The sequence below is a fragment of the Actinomyces naeslundii genome (assembly GCF_001956585.1).
Taxonomy (GTDB): Bacteria; Actinomycetota; Actinomycetes; order Actinomycetales; family Actinomycetaceae; genus Actinomyces; species Actinomyces naeslundii.
In genome coordinates, this window is record NZ_MSRR01000019.1 from 54681 (window position 1) to 71769 (window position 17089).

Below are 17089 nucleotides of genomic sequence, written 5' to 3' on the forward strand. Positions count from 1 at the left end.
AGCCTGCGCGGTGTTGATGCCGCTTCATGGACACCCGCACCTGCCAGGCCCCTTTTCATCGGCTCGTCGTCGCCTCCAGGACGACCAGCCCTACCGTGGATTCCCGCCGGAGCGAGTGTCTCAGGTGACATGACACTCACGTGCCTCGGAAGCGAGGCGGACAGGACACGACGGGATACGGAAGCGCAGGCTGAATCAGCCGCGGATGAGGGGCTCATCGACGTCCGGCAGCTCGCCACGGCGAGCTGCCCGGAGCAGTCTCAGCCCGTCGCGGGTGGCCTGAGCGGCGGTGACGAGCGGGCGCCGGGTGCGCAGGAGCTGGCGCCTGCCGCCGCGCAGGACGATCTCACGAGCGGCCCGACCGGCGGTGGCCACCCAACGGCGCTGCGTGGCCCGGTCCAGGTGCAGGCCCGCGTACAGCAGCCGGTTGCGCACGTTGTAGTAGTAGTAGATGTCCGACTTGGAACGGTTCCCCTGCTCGGAGTCCTGCGAATCATGGGAACCCTGAGCCTCGGAGTGGGTGCCGCCCTCGTCGTGGACGGCGACGGCGCCGCGCGCCAGGTCCAGGCTGCCGCCGGCCGCCAGCACCCGGGCCGAGAAGTCCACGTCCTCCCAGTACAGGAAGTAGCGCGCGTCGAAGCCCCCGGCTGCCTCGAACAGATCCGTCGACAGGGCCAGGCAGGCCCCTGAGAGCCACGGCTGGGTACCGCCCGGGGGGATCGGGCGCGGCGAGCGGCGCGAGCGCATCGATCCATCTGCCAGGCACACGACGATTCCGTCGGAGACGATACGGCCGGTGGAGTCCTTGAGCACCGGCGCCACCAGGGCCGAGCGGTCCGCGTAGGCCCTGGCCGCCAGTCGGATGAGGTCGGCCCGGGCGATGACGGCGTCGGGATTGAGCAGGACGAGCAGGTCGGCACCGAGCTCGCGGGCCCGTGCCGCCCCCAGGTTCATGCCGCCGCCGAAGCCCGTGTTCGTCTGCGGCAGCACCGCCTCCCAGCCGCGTGAGGAGGCCAGCGCCACCAGCTCCTCGCGGGCGGCGGGGGTGGAGTAGTTGTCCACGACGACGATGCGGGCCTCGGGGGAGTCCTCGGCCACGCGCGCCAGGGTGCGCTCCAGCAGCGCCGCCGAGTCATAGCTGACGACGACGACCGCCGTGCGGGAGAGCAGCTCGTGGCCGGAGAGCCCGCCGACGTTCTCGGGCGCGGCCGACTCCGCGGTCTCGGCGGCGTCGGTGCTCAGGGTGGGCTCAGAAGTGGCGGTCATGGGGACAGGAGCCTTCCAGTGACAGGACGGGTCGAGAACCGACAGGGCGATTCGCGACGTCGGGCGGGGAACGGACCGTGGGGGCGTACCCGGCTCGTGATAGTACCGTTAGACCCTGATGTCACGCCGTGAGCCGCCGGTAGGCGGGAGGAAGGACGGGCTGGACGTGCACCTGACCATCGCGATGCTCACCTACCGCCGCAACGAGTACCTGGCGCAGGTCATCCCCCAGCTGCTGGAGCAGGCCGACGACGTCTCCGGGCCGGATGCGACGGCGGGTGTGCTCATCGTGGACAACGACCCCCAGGCCGGGGCGCGAGCCGTCGTCGAGGCCGCACGGGCGGCGCTGGGGAGCGATCCGGCGGAATCGCCGGAACCGCTCGGGGAGGATGATTCGGCAGTCTCTGCGCTGACGTCGCGGCTGATCTACGTCCACGAGCCCGAGCCGGGGATCGTGGCCGGACGCAACCGAGCCCTGAGCGAGGCCCGCGGCTCCGACGCCCTCGTCTTCATCGACGACGACGAGATCCCCTCACCGGGGTGGCTGGCCTCCCTGGTGAGCACCTGGCGATCCCAGGAATGCGCCGCGGTCACCGGCCCCACGCCGCCCACCTTCGAGGACACCCCCTCGCCGTGGGTCACCGCCTCGGGAGCCTTCGACTCCTGGGAGGCCGCCGACGGCGCCCAGGTTCGCAGCGCCGACACCGGCAACCTGCTCCTGGACCTGGGCGTCGTCGAGCGCCTGGGACTGCGCTTCGACCCGCGCTACGGGCTCACCGGCGGCGAGGACTCCCTCTTCACCCGCCAGCTCACCCGGGCCGGTGGTGTCATCCGCTTCGCGGCCGGGGCGGTCGTCACCAAGCGCGTGCCCGCCGCCCGAGCCAGGCGTACCTGGGTGCTGGAGCGCTCCCTGCGCTCGGGCTCGTCCTGGGCCCGGGTGCGTATCGACACGGCCGGACCCGCCGACGGCACGTCGGGGGGACTGGCGCGTCTGAGGCTGCGTCTGGGCTACGGGATCAAGGGGCTGGCCAAGGCCGGTGTCGACGGGGCGCGCGCCGGCGTGGCCCGCATCCGCGGTGACGTGCCCGCACAGGCCCGCTACGAGGTCTCCTCGCGCGGGGGGCTGGGCATGGTCGTGGGCGCGCTGGGCGGGCACGTGCGCGAGTACGGTCGCCCCCGCAGTCGGCGGAATGCGATGCGCACGGGAAGGAAGGGCGCATGAGCCGGCTGACGATCGCCATCCCCACCTTCCGGCGTCCCGATGACCTGAAGCGGGCCATCGGAGGGGTCCTGAAACAGGTCGCGGAGCAGGCTGCGCGCGAGCCCAGTGGCGGGACCGTCTCCGACGCCGAGGTCCTCGTCATCGACAACGACGCGCAGTGCTCTGGGCGTAAGGCCGCTCTTGCCGCGGCGGCGGATGCCGGGGTGGCGGTGCGTGCCTCGGCGGATGAGCCGACGGCGGGGGATATGAACGTGCGCTACGTCGTCGAGGAGCGGCCCGGTGTGGCGGCGGTGCGCAACCGCGCACTGGATGAGACCACTGAGCGCGACCTGCTCATCTTCATCGACGACGACGAGGAGCCCGAGCCCGGCTGGCTCGCCGCCCTCGTGGGGCTCCAGGCCTCGACCGGCTGCCAGGCGGTGGCCGGGCCGGTCATCCCGGTCTATGAGGTCGAGCCGGAGGAGTGGGTACGCCAGGGGGAGTTCTTCGTGCGCAAGACCTGGCCCACCGGAACTGTTCGCCCGGTGGCGGCCTCCAACTGCCTGCTGCTGGACCTGGGCTTCGTGCGACGGGTCGGGCTGCGCTTCGACGAGGCCTTTGGGGCCACCGGGGGAGAGGACACGCTCTTCACCCGTCAGCTGTGCGCCGCGGGCGGGGTCATCCGCTGGTGCGCGGAGGCGCGCGTGCGCGACCACGTCCCGGCCTCCCGGCTCGCCCGTCCCTGGATCCTGCGCCGGCAGCGATCCCACGCCGCCACCTCGGTGCGCGTCGAGCTGGCTCTGGCGGGAGGCGGGGCCCAGCCGGCCATCCGGGCCCGGGCCGCGGCCGGTGGCCTGGTGCGCATCGTCATCGGGGGCCTTCGGACGGCCGGCGGCACACTGATCGGCGATCCGAGGCACGCGGCCAAGGGGGCACGGCTACTGGCGCGCGGTCGCGGCATCCTGGCGGCGAGCACCGGCGGCGGCGTCCACCGCGAGTACGACCACTGAGCAGCGGGTCTGGGATCCAACTCTGCTGGACCGCCTCGGTCCGCGGATGAGTCTCAGGCCGAGAGATCGTGCCAGTGGGCGGTCTGGATCCGGCGTGGTTCGGGGAACGCAGCCGTTGGGGTGCTGCCTGGCGTGTACTGCACGAGGGTCGGGGGCCACTGGGTGAGGCTCGGGTGTGCTTCCCGAGGTGCGGGGGCTGGTGCAGTATGCACAGCCCTTGGCCAGTGCGCCCTGAACCTCGTGGAGTACGCCGGTGCTCACGGCTACTGGGCGGGTGCCGCGGCCTCCGGGTGAGGATCTGCCGCGGGGAGGGGCTCGACGTCGGGGGTGAGCTCTGATGAGGGCGCCGCATCGGTGTCGGTGCTCTCGTCCTCCGGGGCGTCACCCGGCTCGTCATCAGCGCCCAGCTGGGCGGCGTCGCGCAGGGCCGGTTGCAGCACGGCGGCGCCCAGCACGATCGGGAGGTAGGCCGGCAGTACCGTCCACGGCCCCACGAACACGTTCTGCACCACGGTCAGGGCCGCGAAGAACAGCCAGGGCGTGGCCTTGAGCCGCCCCAGGTCGCGCATCATCGCCGCCAGTGCCATCCCGGCGATGAGCAGCAGCAGGAGAGCCCCGGGGATCGAGGCCGCCGCCCACATGTCCATGACCCCGGAGTGCAGCTCGATGCGACCACCGAACATGAAGTTCTCGACGTAGCCGTTCTCCGGGTCGTAGCCCAGGGCCGCCATTCCTCTCTTGGCCACCCACAGGTCTTCGAAGCGGGGCTTGACGCCTGCGCCGTACCCCCACGGGCGGTTTCGGAACAGGGCCCAGGAGGCCCCCAGCTCGGGCCGAGCGGACAGCAGCAGGCCCGCAGAGCTCGAGGACTGGGCGATGGTGCGGTTCTGGGCGTCCTCGCCCAGGGTCCCGGACTCCGAGGCGGCAACGACCCCGGCCATCGCCGTCACACCCACGACCGCCAGCACGATGATCTGCGAGACCGCCAGACGCCTCGGAGTGGGGACGTTCCACCGCGCCCATGAGGCCAGGGCCTGCCAGATGACCGTGCCCAGGATGATGGCGAGGAAGGCCAGGGTGGAGCGCGAGTCGGAGACGAGGAAGACACCGCTGAGCCCCAGCAGGGCCACGATCTGCACGAGCCTGCGTCGGTTGGCCACAAAGCTGAGGACCATGATCGTCACCGCCGCCCCGACCCCGAACTTCCACGGGTTGGGACTGGTCTGAAGGAGCGGTAACGCGTCCAGGAACATGCCGAAGCCGACCGCCATCGCCGCGCGCCTCGTTCCCAGCCGGCGCGCTCCCCACACGAAGACGGCCACCGCGCACGGCACCGCCAGCAGGCTCAGGGTGGTGGCGCGGCGGGCCCAGGCCTCGACGACGAAGCTGTTCTCGGCCAGCAGGGACATGATGTAGGCCGTGCCCGCGGCCAGGATCGACAGGATGAGCAGCAGAGACAGGCGGCGCGCCTTGCGCACGGCCGTCCAGGTGATGGGGAGTGCGGCGAGCGCGACGCAGTCGCCGACGCTCAGGGCGGCCGCCAGCTCGCGGCGCACGCCCACGCAGATCAGGAGGACGACGGCGATCGCCATCTCCAGGCGTCGTCGTCGGGGACTCGGCTCAGGCCTCGACTCGAGATCAGTCGCCAACGACGTCTGCGAGCCGCTGTGGGAAGCGGCCGGTGACCAGGGCTGGGCCACGGCCGGTCAGGAGTCTTCCCGAGATCGACGGCGCCCAATGATGAGCAACGGGTCCTCGACCTTGTCCTGCGGGTTCTTCTGGCTCAGGAAGTATAGAAGGATGGCCATGACAGCACCGGCGGCCAGGCCGATGGCGGCTCCGATGGGCGTGGTGGACAGGGCCGACAGGCTCGAGGGCGAGGTGGGAGTCGTGGGAGGGTTGTCCACCGCCAGAGTCAGGTCGCCACCGCCCGGAACCAGGTAGGACTGCCCTCGGGCCACCGAGTCCAGGGCGCCGATCTCCGCCTGGGCGATTGCGTGGGCCCGTTCCGGATCGGTACTGGTGGCTGAGATCTCGACGATGAAGGTCCCGGTCTTGGCGCTCACGGTCACCGACTTGCGCAGCTCGGCCTGGTCGATTCCCGTGCTCTTGGAGACCTCGGACAGGGTGCTCTCCGAGGTTCCGAGCTCCACCAGGGTCGGGATGATCTTGTCGAAGCTGCTGATCGGGGAGGACGCGTTGGGGTCCTCGGACCTGTTCTCCACAGCCAGCTTCGCGCTCGCGGTGGAGGTGTACTGCGCCGGCGTCAGCAGGCCGAAGCCGAGACCGACGAGGGCGCCCAGCACAACGTGCATGACCACCAGGACTGCGTTCTTGCGCAGCGCGACAATGAGGGTTTCCGGGTCCATGGGTTCCGTTCTGGTGATTGCGGGAGCAACAGAATAGCGTGCCGGTGAGGGCGCGAGCCGGACGCAGGGGGTGAATCACCTCGTTCCTGGGCACTTCTCAGCGCCCGCTAGGCCGAGATGCGCGTGTGGATTGCGAGTATGCCCGGGACGACCGTCCGATTGGGGAGTGATGAACGTGACGGGAACCCGTCAGTCGGAGCGGGTTCGACGACGGTGAGAGACGTCACCGGGCAGCACTGGGTGGTGACGGGCGGCGCACTCAGGCATGGTTGGTACGGCTCTCCGGGGAGGTGACGCCGGCGGAGCGAGAGCTGCCGGTCTGATCCGTGGGGCCGGAGTGGAGCGTGGGCCTCGCCTTCATGCCGCGCAGGCCGTTCCAGGCGAGGTTGACCATGTGGGCGGCCACCTCCTCCTTGCTCATCGAGCGGTTCTCCAGCCACCACTGGGCCGGCATGGCCACGATGCCCACGAGCATCTGGGCGTACAGCGGAGCTGTGCGCGGGTCGAGGTCGTGGGCGGCGAACTGTGAGGCGAGGATCCCGGAGACCTCGATGGCGACGTCGGCCAGCAGCGTGGAGTAGGTGCCGGCCGCGCGGTCCGAGCCTGCCGAGAGGATGCGGAACCCGTCGGGGGAGTCCTCGATGTAGGTCAGCAGGGCCAGGGCCGCCCGCTCGGCGATCCGTGAGGCCGAGCCGGGGGCGTCGGGCGTGCCCAGGTCCTCGGCGTCGGGCGCCACCGTGGTACCGCCGGCCGGGTCGGTGATCGCCGAGGAGATCGCGGCCGAGATCGTGGTGATCTCCCGGTCGACGACGACGGCGTACAGACCCTCCTTCCCGCCGAAGTGCTCGTAGACCACCGGCTTGGACACCTGGGCGCGGGCCGCCACCTCCTCCACGCTCGTGGCGTCGAAGCCGCGCTCGGCGAACAGGCCACGGGCCACGGCGATGAGCTGCTCGCGCCGTTCGCTGGCGCTCATGCGGGTGCGCTTGGCCGCCATGGTTCTAAGCCTCACCGACCTGGCCGGCGGCACGGCCGGAGCGGCGGCGCTCGGACCACTGGGCGAAGCGCGCCGAGGTCAGGGCCCCGGTGCGGCGGGCCAGCCGGTGGCTGGGGGCCTCGATGTAGCGCTGGAACAGCCAGGTCAGCGGCGCCGAGACCAGCGGTGCCAGAATGAGCAGCCACCACGGGGAGAGGGGCTGCGTCAGCAGCCGCAGCGAGACCACGACCGGCTCGTGCACCAGGTAGAGGGAGAAGGACATGAGCCCCAGGTACTGCACCGTGCGCGAGCGCAGCAGACCGCGCAGCGCCCCGGCGCGCACCACGAGGTGGACCAGGTAGGCGGCCGCTGCCAGGGTGACCGCGTTGGCGAGGCGCTGGGCCGTGTGGCTCCCCATCCCCGGCCACCAGGCCAGCGTGATGAGCAGCAGGCAGACCAGGGCCTGCGCCGTCGCCCAGGGGCGGGGGCGCTCCGGGACCGGAGCGGGGTTGTGCCCCCAGGCCCAGCCCATGACCGCACCGACGGTGAAGACCGGCAGGTAGCTGCCCGAGCCGGGGCTGGCGGTGATGACCGGAACGGCCAGGGCGGCCGCCACCGGCAGCCAGGAGAGCCGCCGGCGTGCGCACAGGGCCACCCCGAGGATCATCAGGGGCAGCACGAAGGAGAAGATCGCCTCGGCGTGCAGCGACCACAGCACCGTGTTGCGGTAGGCGTGCTTGGGAATGAGCAGGTACTCCATGAGCATCTGGCGCGCGCTGAGGCCCGTGGGATGCGTGACCGTCATCCAACGGCCCAGCGCCGGGTCCTCCGAGCGAGGTACCAGCAGCATCGCGATGACCGCGAAGGTGGTGGAGGCCGCCGCCGGCAGCCACAGGCGCACGAAGCGCCTCGGGGCGTAGTCGACCCAGTCGAAGCGCCGCCCCTGAGCGTGGCGACGGGCCACCGGGTAGGTCAGGGCGACGCCGGACAGGACGAAGAAGATGAGGACGGCCTCGTGGCCGGCCCACAGCAGGTGGAGAGGGCTCTGGGTGAGGATCCGGTTGAAGGCGCCGGTGGGGACGACTCCGGGGCGGGCGCCGACCTCGGCCAGCGCCGGCACGGTCTCCAGAGCGTGGTGGATGAGCACGACGACAGCGGCCAGCCCGCGCAGCCCGTCGAGCTCGACGAGCCTCACCGCCGCCGGCTTGCCGGAAGAGGGAGGGGGAGTGGAGGGGGAACTGGACATGGGGCCATCCTGCCCTGTCGCCCCGGCTCACTGAGAAGTCCTGTGAGTGTGGCATCGGTCCGTACGCGTCCTCGGAGCGTGTGACGTTCGGCCTGGAGCGTCTCGATGGCGCGCTGAAGCGCCTCGAAGGTGCTGAGGGCGACCGGGACGTGAGAGACTGTCCCGGCGTCGCGCCCCTCGCCGTCCGACGAGGTCGGGACGCACCTTTCCGCCCTGGTGTAGCGGCAGCACGCAGGCCTTTGGAGCCTTGAGGCCCGGGTTCGAATCCTGGGGGCGGAGCGGCGTAGCATGAGGGCGTTGGGGTTCCCTCGCTCTCACGCCCATCGGCGGCCCTCCGGTCGTCTGCGGGCCGCGCGCCAATCGTCCGTCCATCCGTACCTGATCAGAATCCGTTGGAGTCCGTCCCCGGCTCCGTCCGGTCATCGGCCGGATCCGTCGGGAGTCCGGGCGCGAACCTGTGAGAAGAGGACACGTGACCCCCACCGCACCCGCCGCCGTCATCGTCATGGCCGCAGGCAAGGGAACTCGTATGCGATCGGTCACTCCCAAGGTCCTGCACCGGATTGGCGGTCGCAGCCTTGTGGATCATGCCGTCACCGCCGCCAGGGGGCTCGAGCCCCATCACCTCGTCGTCGTCGTGCGCCACGAGCGTGACGCCGTCGTCGCCCACCTCGCCGAGGTCGCCCCCGACGCCGTCCCGGCCGACCAGGACGAGGTCCCCGGCACCGGGCGGGCCGTGGCCTGCGGTCTGGCCTCCTTGCCCGAGGACCTGGCCGGGCCCGTCGTCGTCACCAGCGGGGACGTCCCCCTCCTGGACACCGCGACCCTCCAGGCACTGCTGGCCCAGCACAACGAGCGCGGTGATGCCGTCACCCTGCTGACCACCGAGCTCGAGGACCCCAGCGGCTACGGGCGCGTCGTGCGCGAGGCCGATGGCACCGTCTCGGCCGTCGTCGAGCAGCGCGACGCCACCGAGGCCCAGCGCGCCATCCGGGAGATCAACGCCGGTGTCTACGTCTTCGACGCCGTCCACCTGCGCACCGCCCTGACGACCCTGGGAACGGACAACGACCAGGGCGAGGTCTATCTCACCGACGTTGTCGCCCATGCCCACCGCTCCGGCCGGTCCACCAGTGCACTGGTCGTCACCGACCACTGGCTCGTCGAGGGCTGCAACGACCGCGCCCAGCTCGCCGAGCTCGGCGCCGAGCTCAACCGGCGGATCCTGCGCGGCTGGATGGCTCAGGGCGTCGGCGTCGTCGACCCGGCCTCCACCTGGGTGGATGTCACCGCCGAGCTCGCCCAGGACGTCATCCTTGAGCAGGGGGTCCTCATACGCGGAACCACGCGAATCGGCCAGGGCGCCCGAGTGGGTGCCTACGCGATCCTCACCGACGCCGTCATCCCGGCCGGTTGCGTCGTCGCCCCCTTCAGCCAGCTCGACGCCGACGCCGCCCAGGCCTGACGCATGAGCGCACCGGATCGCCGGTCCCGACCGGGTCGGCCGGGCCGATCACAGACCTCAACCTCCGTCTCCAACAGTCACACCGAGGGCCGCACCGGCCGTGAGAAGGGAACCACTTCATGACGGGCATCATTACCAAGGGTGAGAAGCGGCTGGTCGTCGTCTCCGGACGAGCCCATCCCGAGCTCGCCCAGGACGTGGCCAGTGAGCTCGGCACCGAGGTGCTGTCCTCCACGGCCTACGACTTCGCCAATGGGGAGACCTACGTCCGCTTCAACGAGTCGGTGCGCGGCTGCGACGTGTTCGTCGTCCAGTCCCACGGCGACCGTGTCAACGACTGGCTCATGGAGCAGCTCATCATGGTCGACGCCCTCAAACGCGCCTCCGCCAAGCGCATCACCGTGGTGGCCCCCTTCTTCCCCTACGCCCGCCAGGACAAGAAGCACCTGGGGCGCGAGCCCATCAGCGCCCGCCTCGTGGCGGACCTGTACAAGACCGCCGGCGCCGACCGCCTCATGAGCGTGGACCTGCACACCTCCCAGGAGCAGGGCTTCTTCGACGGCCCCTGGGACCACCTGTGGGCCCAGCCGGTGCTCGTGGACTACGTGCGCACCCGCGTCGACCCGGCCAACGCCGCCGTCGTCTCGCCCGACGCCGGCCGTATCCGGGTGGCCGAGCGCTGGGCCAACCAGCTCGGCGGCACGCCGCTGGCCTTCGTTCACAAGACCCGCGACGTCACCCGCCCCAACGAGTCCGTGGCCAACCGCGTCGTCGGTGACGTCGAGGGGCGCTCCTGCGTCCTGGTCGACGACATGATCGACACCGGTGGCACCATCGCCAAGGCCGTCCAGGTGCTCCTGGACTCCGGCGCGAAGGACGTCATCGTCGCCGCGACCCACGGGGTGCTCTCCGGGCCTGCCGTGGATCGGCTCTCCACCTGCGGTGCCCGGGAGGTCATCGTCACCGACACCCTGCCGATCCCCGCCGGCAAGCGCTTCGATCAGCTGACGGTCCTGCCGATCGCGCCGCTGCTGGCCCGGGCCATCAAGGCCGTCTTCGACGACGGCTCGGTGGCCTCGCTCTTCGACACCGTCGGCGTCGCCGGCGCCTGAGGCCGGCAGGCCTGAGAGCCTGCCAGACCCCAACGCGCGACATACACCTGCTCTCGCCGGGCCCCACCGCTGGGCCCGGCGAGAGGTTTTGCCATGAGCCCGGTGGGCAGTACGGCCCATGTCGGCAAGCTTCAACCAGCGGATACAGTGATATGACCGACTAGATAACGGTTTGGTTGCGATTCAACCATACGGTTGCGTAGCGTGGAGTCGTCACCAAATCGTGTCCTGTTTGCACGGAGCGTGTTCGCCGAACTAACGCGCTTTACCGGTTAATTTAATGTCCGTCACAGGCGTTCCAATGGCGGTGCGTGCCACATGCATCCCCGCGGAATCCGCCGCTTTGCCGACATCCTGCGTGCACCTCGCAGCCCTATCTTCCGGAGGTCCCTGTGCGCCGTCGTTCCAACATCCCTCGTCCTGCCATCATCCTCTCCCTCCTTCCCATCCTCCTCGCCTCGATGGTTGTCCTGACCCCCACCGTTCCGGTGGCCGTGGCCGAGGAGAAGGCCGAGGCCAACGTCGCCGGACAGGCCTCTGAGCCCACCGGTCAGTCACCCCAGGAGCCCCCGTACACGGCCGCGCCTCTGCCCACGGTCCAGATCGACGGTGTCGCCTGGGGCCAGCTCGTTGTCGGCGATGTGGTCTACGTCGTCGGCGAATTCCACAATGCCCGCCCGGCCGGAGCGCCCAAGGGGCAGCAGGAGGTCCCGCGGTCCAACATCCTGGCTTACGACCTCAATACCGGAGAGCTCATCGAGGACTTCGCCCCCAGTCTCAACGGCGCGGGAAGAAGCCTGGCGGTCTCTCAGGACGGCAAGACCCTCTACGTCGCCGGAGAGTTCGACCAGGTCAACGGCGAGGCGCATAGCCGCATGGCCGCCTTCGACATCTCCCAGGGGCACGGCACCCTCATCTCCTCCTTCCGGCCCAAGTTCAATACGGTCGTCAAGGACATCGCGGTCGCCGGCGACACTGTGTACGTCGGGGGCTTCTTCACCAAGGTGAACGATCAGAAGCGCGTCAGGTTGGCCGCGCTCAAGGCGTCCACCGGCGAGCTCCTGAACTGGACCGCCTCCGCGGAGGGCCCTAACGCGCAGGTCTATGCGATCGAGGTCTCCCCGGACCACTCCAAGGTCGTCATCGGCGGGTCCTTCTCCTCGGTCAACGGCTCGAGCCAGCCCGGCTACGGGATGGCGCTCCTGAGCGCCTCGACCGGCGAGATGCTGCCCATGCCCGTCAACGACACCGTGCGCACGGCCGGACAGCATGCCGCCATCTTCGACATCGCCGTCGACGACGCCGGTTTCTACGGCACCGCCTACTCCTCCGTCGGGCGCCTCGATGAGGCCAATCTCGAAGGATCCTTCAAGGCCGACTGGGAGGGCAACCTCATCTGGCTCGAGCCCTGCCATGGAGACACCTATGGGATCGCTCCCACTAAGGAGATGGTCTATACGGTGGGCCACGCCCACTCCTGCGAGACCATCTACGGCTTCCCCAACATGACCGAGGTACGCAAGGACGGCACCCACCCCCTGTACGCGCGGGCCATGGCCTTCACCAACAGCGCTGATATCACCATCCGCCACCAGGGAGTGGTCGATGGCTATCAGGACTGGTCGACCTCGGGGCTCAAGAGCCCCACGATCGTGGGCTGGTACCCGGACCTGGAGGCGGGGAAGGTCACGGGCGCGTCGCAGGCCGCCTACAAGGTTGACGTCACCGATCAGTACATCGTCATGGTGGGCGAGTTCATTGAGGCCAACGGCAAGACCCAGCAGGGGATCGTGCGCTACCCCCGGCGCGCGGGCCAGCGTACGCTGCCGCCCGAGGGCAAGGCGGAGACCCTGGCCGCCAAGGCCGAGGTGACGACGTCGGGCACTGTCAAGGTCTCCTTCACCGCCACCTGGGACCGGGACGACCCGACGCTGACCTACAGCCTCTACCGGGACAACGAGACCACGCCGGTGGTCACCGAGAAGATCGGTGACACCCGCTGGGCGCTGGGGTCCCACAGCATGGAGGACAGCAGCTGCCCGGCCGGTGAGCACACCTACCGACTCGTGGTCTCCGATCCCAGTGGCAATACGATCACTGCCCAGCTCCCGAGCGTCACGGTCCCCAAGAATGCGGAGAATGCCGCCAAGAACGCGAACCAGAACGGCAATAACCAGGCCAACAACGACGAACAGGCCGACGAGCCCGAGGAGGAGGACGGTAACTGAGCTCTCGGAGCGAGGCGGTGCTGACGCCTGGGACTCAGGAGCCGGTACAACAGGGCGGGCCCGATGCATGAGCATCGGGCCCGCCCTGAATGTGTATCGACAGGTGTATCGACTCGGTGGGTCGGCCTACCAGGATCGGCGTGGCGGCTGCGCACTGCGCCGCGCCGAGGCCGCTGATGACGCCGAGGCCATCTGCTGGTTGGGCTGGATCGACGGCGGCGGAGGCGGCGGTGGGGCGTCCGGTGGGTCGGGGCTGCGGTGGCGGCCGCCGACCGAGGCCGCCACCGGCGTGAGGTGGCGGGTCTGATCGGTCGAGGAGTCCTCGGCCAGCGGCGCTACGAGGGTCAGGCGCGGCTTGGACATCCGCCGACGACGGGCGAGGGTCTGCCGGCGCGAAGGAGCCTGCTGACGCACCGACGTCGGGCGGGCCACGGGAGAGGACTCCGCCTCGGGCGCCGAGTCCTGGACGCGGGCGGCGGAGCGCGTGGCTTCCGTGGCCGGAGCGGGCTCGGAGGACGAGGCCGAGGACTGGACCCGGCGGCGGCTCGTCGTCGGGAGGGACGAGGCGTCCTGCCAGCCGGTCGACGACGCCGGACGGTCCGCCGACGGCGAGGTGATGCGACGGCGGGTGGGGACACTTGGTGCGGAGGTCGACGTCGGAGCCGAAGCACGCCTCCGGCCGGGTGCTGGAGCCGGAGAGGACGAGAGGGACGCGGAGGTCGTCGTGGAGGACGGGTACTGGTACGAGGCCCCGACCGGGGGCGTGGAAGAGGCCGGGGAGGCTGAGGACGCCGGGACCGTCTGCCCGGTGGGAAGCGCTGTGCTGCGCCGGGTCGGGGCATCCGGTGCGCCCGGGGACCGGTGGCTCCCGGAGGTCGGGGCGGGAGTGTAGGACTGCACCGCGAGCGAGGGGGAGGCCGGAACCGTCAGGTCCTCGGGAGTCGGAGGCGGTGGCGGCAGAGGGGCGTGCGTGTAGGACGGTGCGGTCTCGGGCGAGGACTCCGCCGAGGTGGTCCCGGTCGATGCGGAGGCTGCGTGCCCGCCGCTCTGCTGACGGTGCAGGGCTGAGGAGATGCCGGCGGTGAAGGAGCTGTGCGCGGGGGCCGGGGCCGCGGACGCCGAGGACAGCGGAGCCGCCGAGGGGATCGACGTGGCTGAGGCTGCCGAGCTCATGGGGGCCGCAGACTCCGTCGACGATGTGGAGGGCACCGAGGAGACCGGCGACACCGAGGCCGGTGTCGGCAGCGGGGCGTGGGACGGGTCCTGAACGACGGGCTGTGCCAGAGGGGGAGAGTATGCGGGCGAGGAGACGGCGGGCAGGGCGGTGGTCTGCTGCGGCGCCTGCTGCGCGGAGAGGGGCGTGCCCGCCGCGGATGCCGCCGTCGGCTGGGACGTGGCGGCCGGAGCCGAGGCCGACGACGTTCCCTGGGGTGCGGGTGCCGAGCCCACCTCGAGGCCGGATGCCGCGCTCCACGCGGGACTGGTCGCCTGAATCGGCGAGGACGGGGCTGGGGCCTGGGAGAGCGACGTCGGATCGGCTGCTGGAACGGCCGGCTGAGAAGCGATGGCGCCGGAGGCCTGGGCGTACTCGGGGGACTGCGGGAAGGCGGTGTTGTTGGGTGAGCCCGGAACCTGTGGCTGGGGTTGGAGCTGCTGGTACTGGGGCTGAGCAGGAGGCTTGGGTCGGAGCAGGTCGGAGGTCTTCTGTCGAAGGGTTCGCAGGGCGGCCGCCGCCCGGCCGGTGCCGGTTACACCGCTGCGCTCACCGCTGTGACCGCTGTCGCGGCGGTGACGGAACATGGCGTAGGAGATGGAGGCCAGTAGCCCCAGCAGCAGCCCGGAGGCCGCCGAGGCTCGGGCACCGGGGCGCTCCATGGTGGTGTTGTCGGGGGTGGCCGGCGAGGTGGTGCTCGTCGTCATGCCCAGGGCCTGCTTGCCCAGCAGTTCGCCGGAGGAGAGCTCCCTGTTGAGGGAGGCCGCCGTCGCCTTGGCCATATCGACGGCCTTCTGCTTGCTGTCGGCCTTGGCCGTGATGGACAGGACCAGGGTCTCGGGCGGGTTGGTGACCGTCAGAGCATCCGACAGGTCAGCGGTCTTCATGTTGAGGGAGGCCGCTGCCGGATCGAGGACCTTCGGGCTCGTGGAGAGCTCCACCAGGGTGGGCATGAGGTCCTTGGCCTGGGTGGAGAAGGAGGGGGTCTCCTTGGACTTGGGCTGGATGCCCAAAGTCGTGGTCGCCGCCGCGACCGGCTTCGTGGACAGGGCCACCCCCAGCCCGGCCAGGGTGCATACGAGCAGGATGACGAGGCAGGCCACGAGATTCCTGCGGATGGCGTGAAGGATCTGCGAAGGCTGCACGCTGCTCCTCATCTGGTCTGGATCGGGTCGATTCCGGTGGCCGCAGGGATCCGAGGACCCGGCGGATATGGAAAGGCTACGGTCCAACCCTAACTGTAAGATCACGCTCAGGTCTCGGTGACTGTAGTAGCCTTCGCTGCGCGCCTGGCCATGCTGGAGGTTCTTCGGTCGTGAGGGATCCGTCGATGTGGTGAGTCTTTCACCGGAGCCGGGCGGCAGGTGAGGGTCCTGAGGACTCCCACGACAACGGTGAAAAAGACGGTGAGGTCGGCCCGAGGCGGTCGACGTCGTCGGACTTCTTCCGGTCCTACCTGACCTCGGTCAGGGTGTCGAAGATGCTCTCAGCATCTTCTCGGGCGGTTCTCACTGCGCTTCCTCGCTCCTGGACGCGCACTGACGAGCCACCCACCCAACGATCACCCACAACGGCGTCACCGAGACGCCACCAGAACAAGGGAGGAACGATGTCCCTCGCCAGGACCCTGTTCATCGTCCTCCCTGTAGTGGCCGCCGCCCTGGCTGTCCTCATCTTCGTGGCCGACCGCATCCACCGCCGGCCCATCATCGGGGCGGGGCTGGTGATGGGGGCCATCGGGTTCGTGCCGGTGTGGGTGATGATCCCCGTCGAGCCCAACGTGCCTCCTGCCACCCTGGCCTGCTTCCTGGTGATCGTCGCCCTTCTACCCGGTTTCTCGTGGCGCCTGACCAGTGGGGACCTCATGGTCGCCACCGCCTGGGGTCTGGTGGGCCTGTCAGTCGCCGCGGCCACACCGCTCAACTACGTCCTGTCCGACGTCGTCTTCGGGGCGCTGCCGGCCTACCTCGCCGGGCGGCTGCTTGTGGAGCGGCTCGGGCTGCGACGCATGGCTGAGGTCCTAGCGGTCGTGTGGGTCATGGTGTCCGTGCTGGCGCTGTTCGAGGCCGTCACCACCGTCAATCCCTTCAGCTACATCACCGTGCACAACAACCTCTACGAGGAGTGGGCCCCGCCCCTGGCCAGGGGCAGCCTCACCCGCGTCGAGGGGGCCTTCGGCCACCCCATCGCCCTGGGGGTGTGCCTGGCGGCGGGGATCCCGCTCATCCTGGCCACGCGGTGGAGGCCCGGCTACCGGATCGCGGCCGGGGCCCTTGTCCTGGGGGCGACCATCCCGACCTTCTCCCGCACGGCCATCGCCTGCGCCGTCATCGCCGTCATCCTCAGCCTCATGCAGGTGCACACCAATATCCCCGCTCTGTGGCGGATGAGCTTCCTCATGGTGCTGGTCGGTGTGGGCAGCGTCCTGCTTCCCTACGTCCTGGGCGTCTTCGACTCGGCCGGCCGCGAGCAGGAGGACTCGGCCGTCTACCGCGGCGACATCCTTGTCCTGGTGCGCCAGCTCAAGCCGCTCGGGCTGTCCTCGGCCTATCAGAAGTCGGGGGACTCGGTCGCTTGGGGCGGCTACACCTCCATCGACAACCACCTGCTGCTGACGGCGCTGCGCTTCGGCTGGATTCCCGTGGTGCTTGTCATGGCGGGACTGCTGGTCTACCTGGCACGCGCCTTCGTCCAGCGCTCGAACCCCGCCCAGATCGCGCTGCTCAGCCTCATCCCGGCCTACGGGACGGTCGCCTTCATCACCCAGATCGGCACCGTCATGTGGCTCATCGCCGGGATGGCGGCCTCGGCGCAGGTCTCCGTCCTGCTGGAGAGTCGCAACAACACCGCGGGCGGGGGCGTGGGTGTCGTCGCCGGGCACGACAACCCCTGGAACCGGATCCGCAGCGGGGACTGGTCCCGCAGGGCTTTCGCCGGTCGGCCGGTCCGCTCGGCCGTCCACGCCACCGATGGCGCCGAGGCGCGGAGTCACTAGACTCGCGG

12 protein-coding genes and 1 tRNA gene are annotated in these 17089 nt (G+C 70.2%); 7 read left to right on the top strand and 6 right to left on the bottom strand.

Annotated elements, in window-relative coordinates; translation table 11 throughout:
- Window positions 1–195: 195 nt before the first annotated feature.
- A complete protein-coding gene (locus BKH33_RS09425; RefSeq protein ID WP_076072775.1) occupies window positions 196–1266 on the bottom strand; it encodes a glycosyltransferase family 2 protein in 1071 nt (356 codons plus the stop codon).
- A gap of 166 nt (window positions 1267–1432) precedes the next feature.
- Here BKH33_RS09425 and BKH33_RS09430 point away from each other — a divergent pair, with 166 nt between their 5' ends.
- The gene (locus BKH33_RS09430) at window positions 1433–2488 is read left to right on the top strand and encodes a glycosyltransferase family 2 protein (RefSeq protein WP_003784527.1); all 1056 of its coding nucleotides are present in this window, start codon (window positions 1433–1435) and stop codon (window positions 2486–2488) included.
- Window positions 2485–3477, top strand: a complete 993-nt coding sequence (locus BKH33_RS09435; protein ID WP_076081374.1) for a glycosyltransferase family 2 protein — start codon at window positions 2485–2487, stop codon at window positions 3475–3477. The genes BKH33_RS09430 and BKH33_RS09435 overlap by 4 nt, the downstream gene beginning before the upstream one ends.
- 263 nt (window positions 3478–3740) lie before the next feature.
- Here BKH33_RS09435 and BKH33_RS09440 read toward each other — a convergent pair whose 3' ends face one another.
- The 4 genes from BKH33_RS09440 to BKH33_RS09455 form a co-directional block, all read right to left on the bottom strand.
- The gene (locus tag BKH33_RS09440; protein ID WP_043538606.1) at window positions 3741–5069 is read right to left on the bottom strand and encodes a hypothetical protein; all 1329 of its coding nucleotides are present in this window, start codon (window positions 5067–5069) and stop codon (window positions 3741–3743) included.
- A 114-nt stretch (window positions 5070–5183) separates the two neighbouring features.
- Complete coding sequence (locus BKH33_RS09445; protein WP_003780230.1) at window positions 5184–5846, bottom strand: Wzz/FepE/Etk N-terminal domain-containing protein; 663 nt, start codon at window positions 5844–5846, stop codon at window positions 5184–5186.
- A gap of 259 nt (window positions 5847–6105) precedes the next feature.
- Entirely contained in the window at window positions 6106–6843 is a 738-nt protein-coding gene (locus tag BKH33_RS09450) for a TetR/AcrR family transcriptional regulator (protein WP_003780225.1), read from the bottom strand.
- Window positions 6844–6847: 4 nt separating this feature from the next.
- The gene (locus BKH33_RS09455) at window positions 6848–8068 is read right to left on the bottom strand and encodes an acyltransferase family protein (RefSeq protein ID WP_003780237.1); all 1221 of its coding nucleotides are present in this window, start codon (window positions 8066–8068) and stop codon (window positions 6848–6850) included.
- Between the two features lie 207 nt (window positions 8069–8275).
- Here BKH33_RS09455 and BKH33_RS09460 point away from each other — a divergent pair.
- The 4 genes from BKH33_RS09460 (at window position 8276) to BKH33_RS09475 (ending at window position 12873) form a co-directional block, all read left to right on the top strand.
- Window positions 8276–8347, top strand: a tRNA-Gln gene (locus tag BKH33_RS09460).
- Window positions 8348–8540: 193 nt separating this feature from the next.
- Window positions 8541–9533 (top strand): bifunctional UDP-N-acetylglucosamine diphosphorylase/glucosamine-1-phosphate N-acetyltransferase GlmU, encoded by a 993-nt coding sequence (locus BKH33_RS09465; protein WP_003780232.1) that lies wholly within the window; start codon window positions 8541–8543, stop codon window positions 9531–9533.
- A 119-nt stretch (window positions 9534–9652) separates the two neighbouring features.
- A complete protein-coding gene (locus BKH33_RS09470; protein WP_076070461.1) occupies window positions 9653–10645 on the top strand; it encodes a ribose-phosphate diphosphokinase in 993 nt (330 codons plus the stop codon).
- A 392-nt stretch (window positions 10646–11037) separates the two neighbouring features.
- Window positions 11038–12873: a WD40 repeat domain-containing protein gene (locus BKH33_RS09475; RefSeq protein ID WP_076142709.1), complete on the top strand. Its 1836-nt coding sequence runs from the start codon at window positions 11038–11040 to the stop codon at window positions 12871–12873.
- A gap of 126 nt (window positions 12874–12999) precedes the next feature.
- On the opposite strand, the gene BKH33_RS09480 is transcribed toward BKH33_RS09475, so the two are convergent.
- Window positions 13000–15231 (bottom strand): YveK family protein, encoded by a 2232-nt coding sequence (locus tag BKH33_RS09480; protein WP_232621484.1) that lies wholly within the window; start codon window positions 15229–15231, stop codon window positions 13000–13002.
- A gap of 464 nt (window positions 15232–15695) precedes the next feature.
- Between BKH33_RS09480 and BKH33_RS09485 the strand changes: the two genes are divergently transcribed.
- Complete coding sequence (locus BKH33_RS09485; RefSeq protein ID WP_076142711.1) at window positions 15696–17081, top strand: hypothetical protein; 1386 nt, start codon at window positions 15696–15698, stop codon at window positions 17079–17081.
- Window positions 17082–17089: the final 8 nt, after the last annotated feature.

Excerpts from the sequence above, each read along its gene's own strand:
- BKH33_RS09425 (WP_076072775.1), bottom strand. The coding sequence starts at position 1,266 with ATGACCGCCACTTCTGAGCCCACCCTGAGCACCGACGCCGCCGAGACC.
- BKH33_RS09435 (WP_076081374.1), top strand. The coding sequence starts at position 2,485 with ATGAGCCGGCTGACGATCGCCATCCCCACCTTCCGGCGTCCCGATGAC.
- BKH33_RS09440 (WP_043538606.1), bottom strand. The coding sequence starts at position 5,069 with ATGGCGATCGCCGTCGTCCTCCTGATCTGCGTGGGCGTGCGCCGCGAG.
- BKH33_RS09445 (WP_003780230.1), bottom strand. The coding sequence starts at position 5,846 with ATGGACCCGGAAACCCTCATTGTCGCGCTGCGCAAGAACGCAGTCCTG.
- BKH33_RS09450 (WP_003780225.1), bottom strand. The coding sequence starts at position 6,843 with ATGGCGGCCAAGCGCACCCGCATGAGCGCCAGCGAACGGCGCGAGCAG.
- BKH33_RS09455 (WP_003780237.1), bottom strand. The coding sequence starts at position 8,068 with ATGTCCAGTTCCCCCTCCACTCCCCCTCCCTCTTCCGGCAAGCCGGCG.
- BKH33_RS09470 (WP_076070461.1), top strand. The coding sequence starts at position 9,653 with ATGACGGGCATCATTACCAAGGGTGAGAAGCGGCTGGTCGTCGTCTCC.
- BKH33_RS09485 (WP_076142711.1), top strand. The coding sequence starts at position 15,696 with ATGTCCCTCGCCAGGACCCTGTTCATCGTCCTCCCTGTAGTGGCCGCC.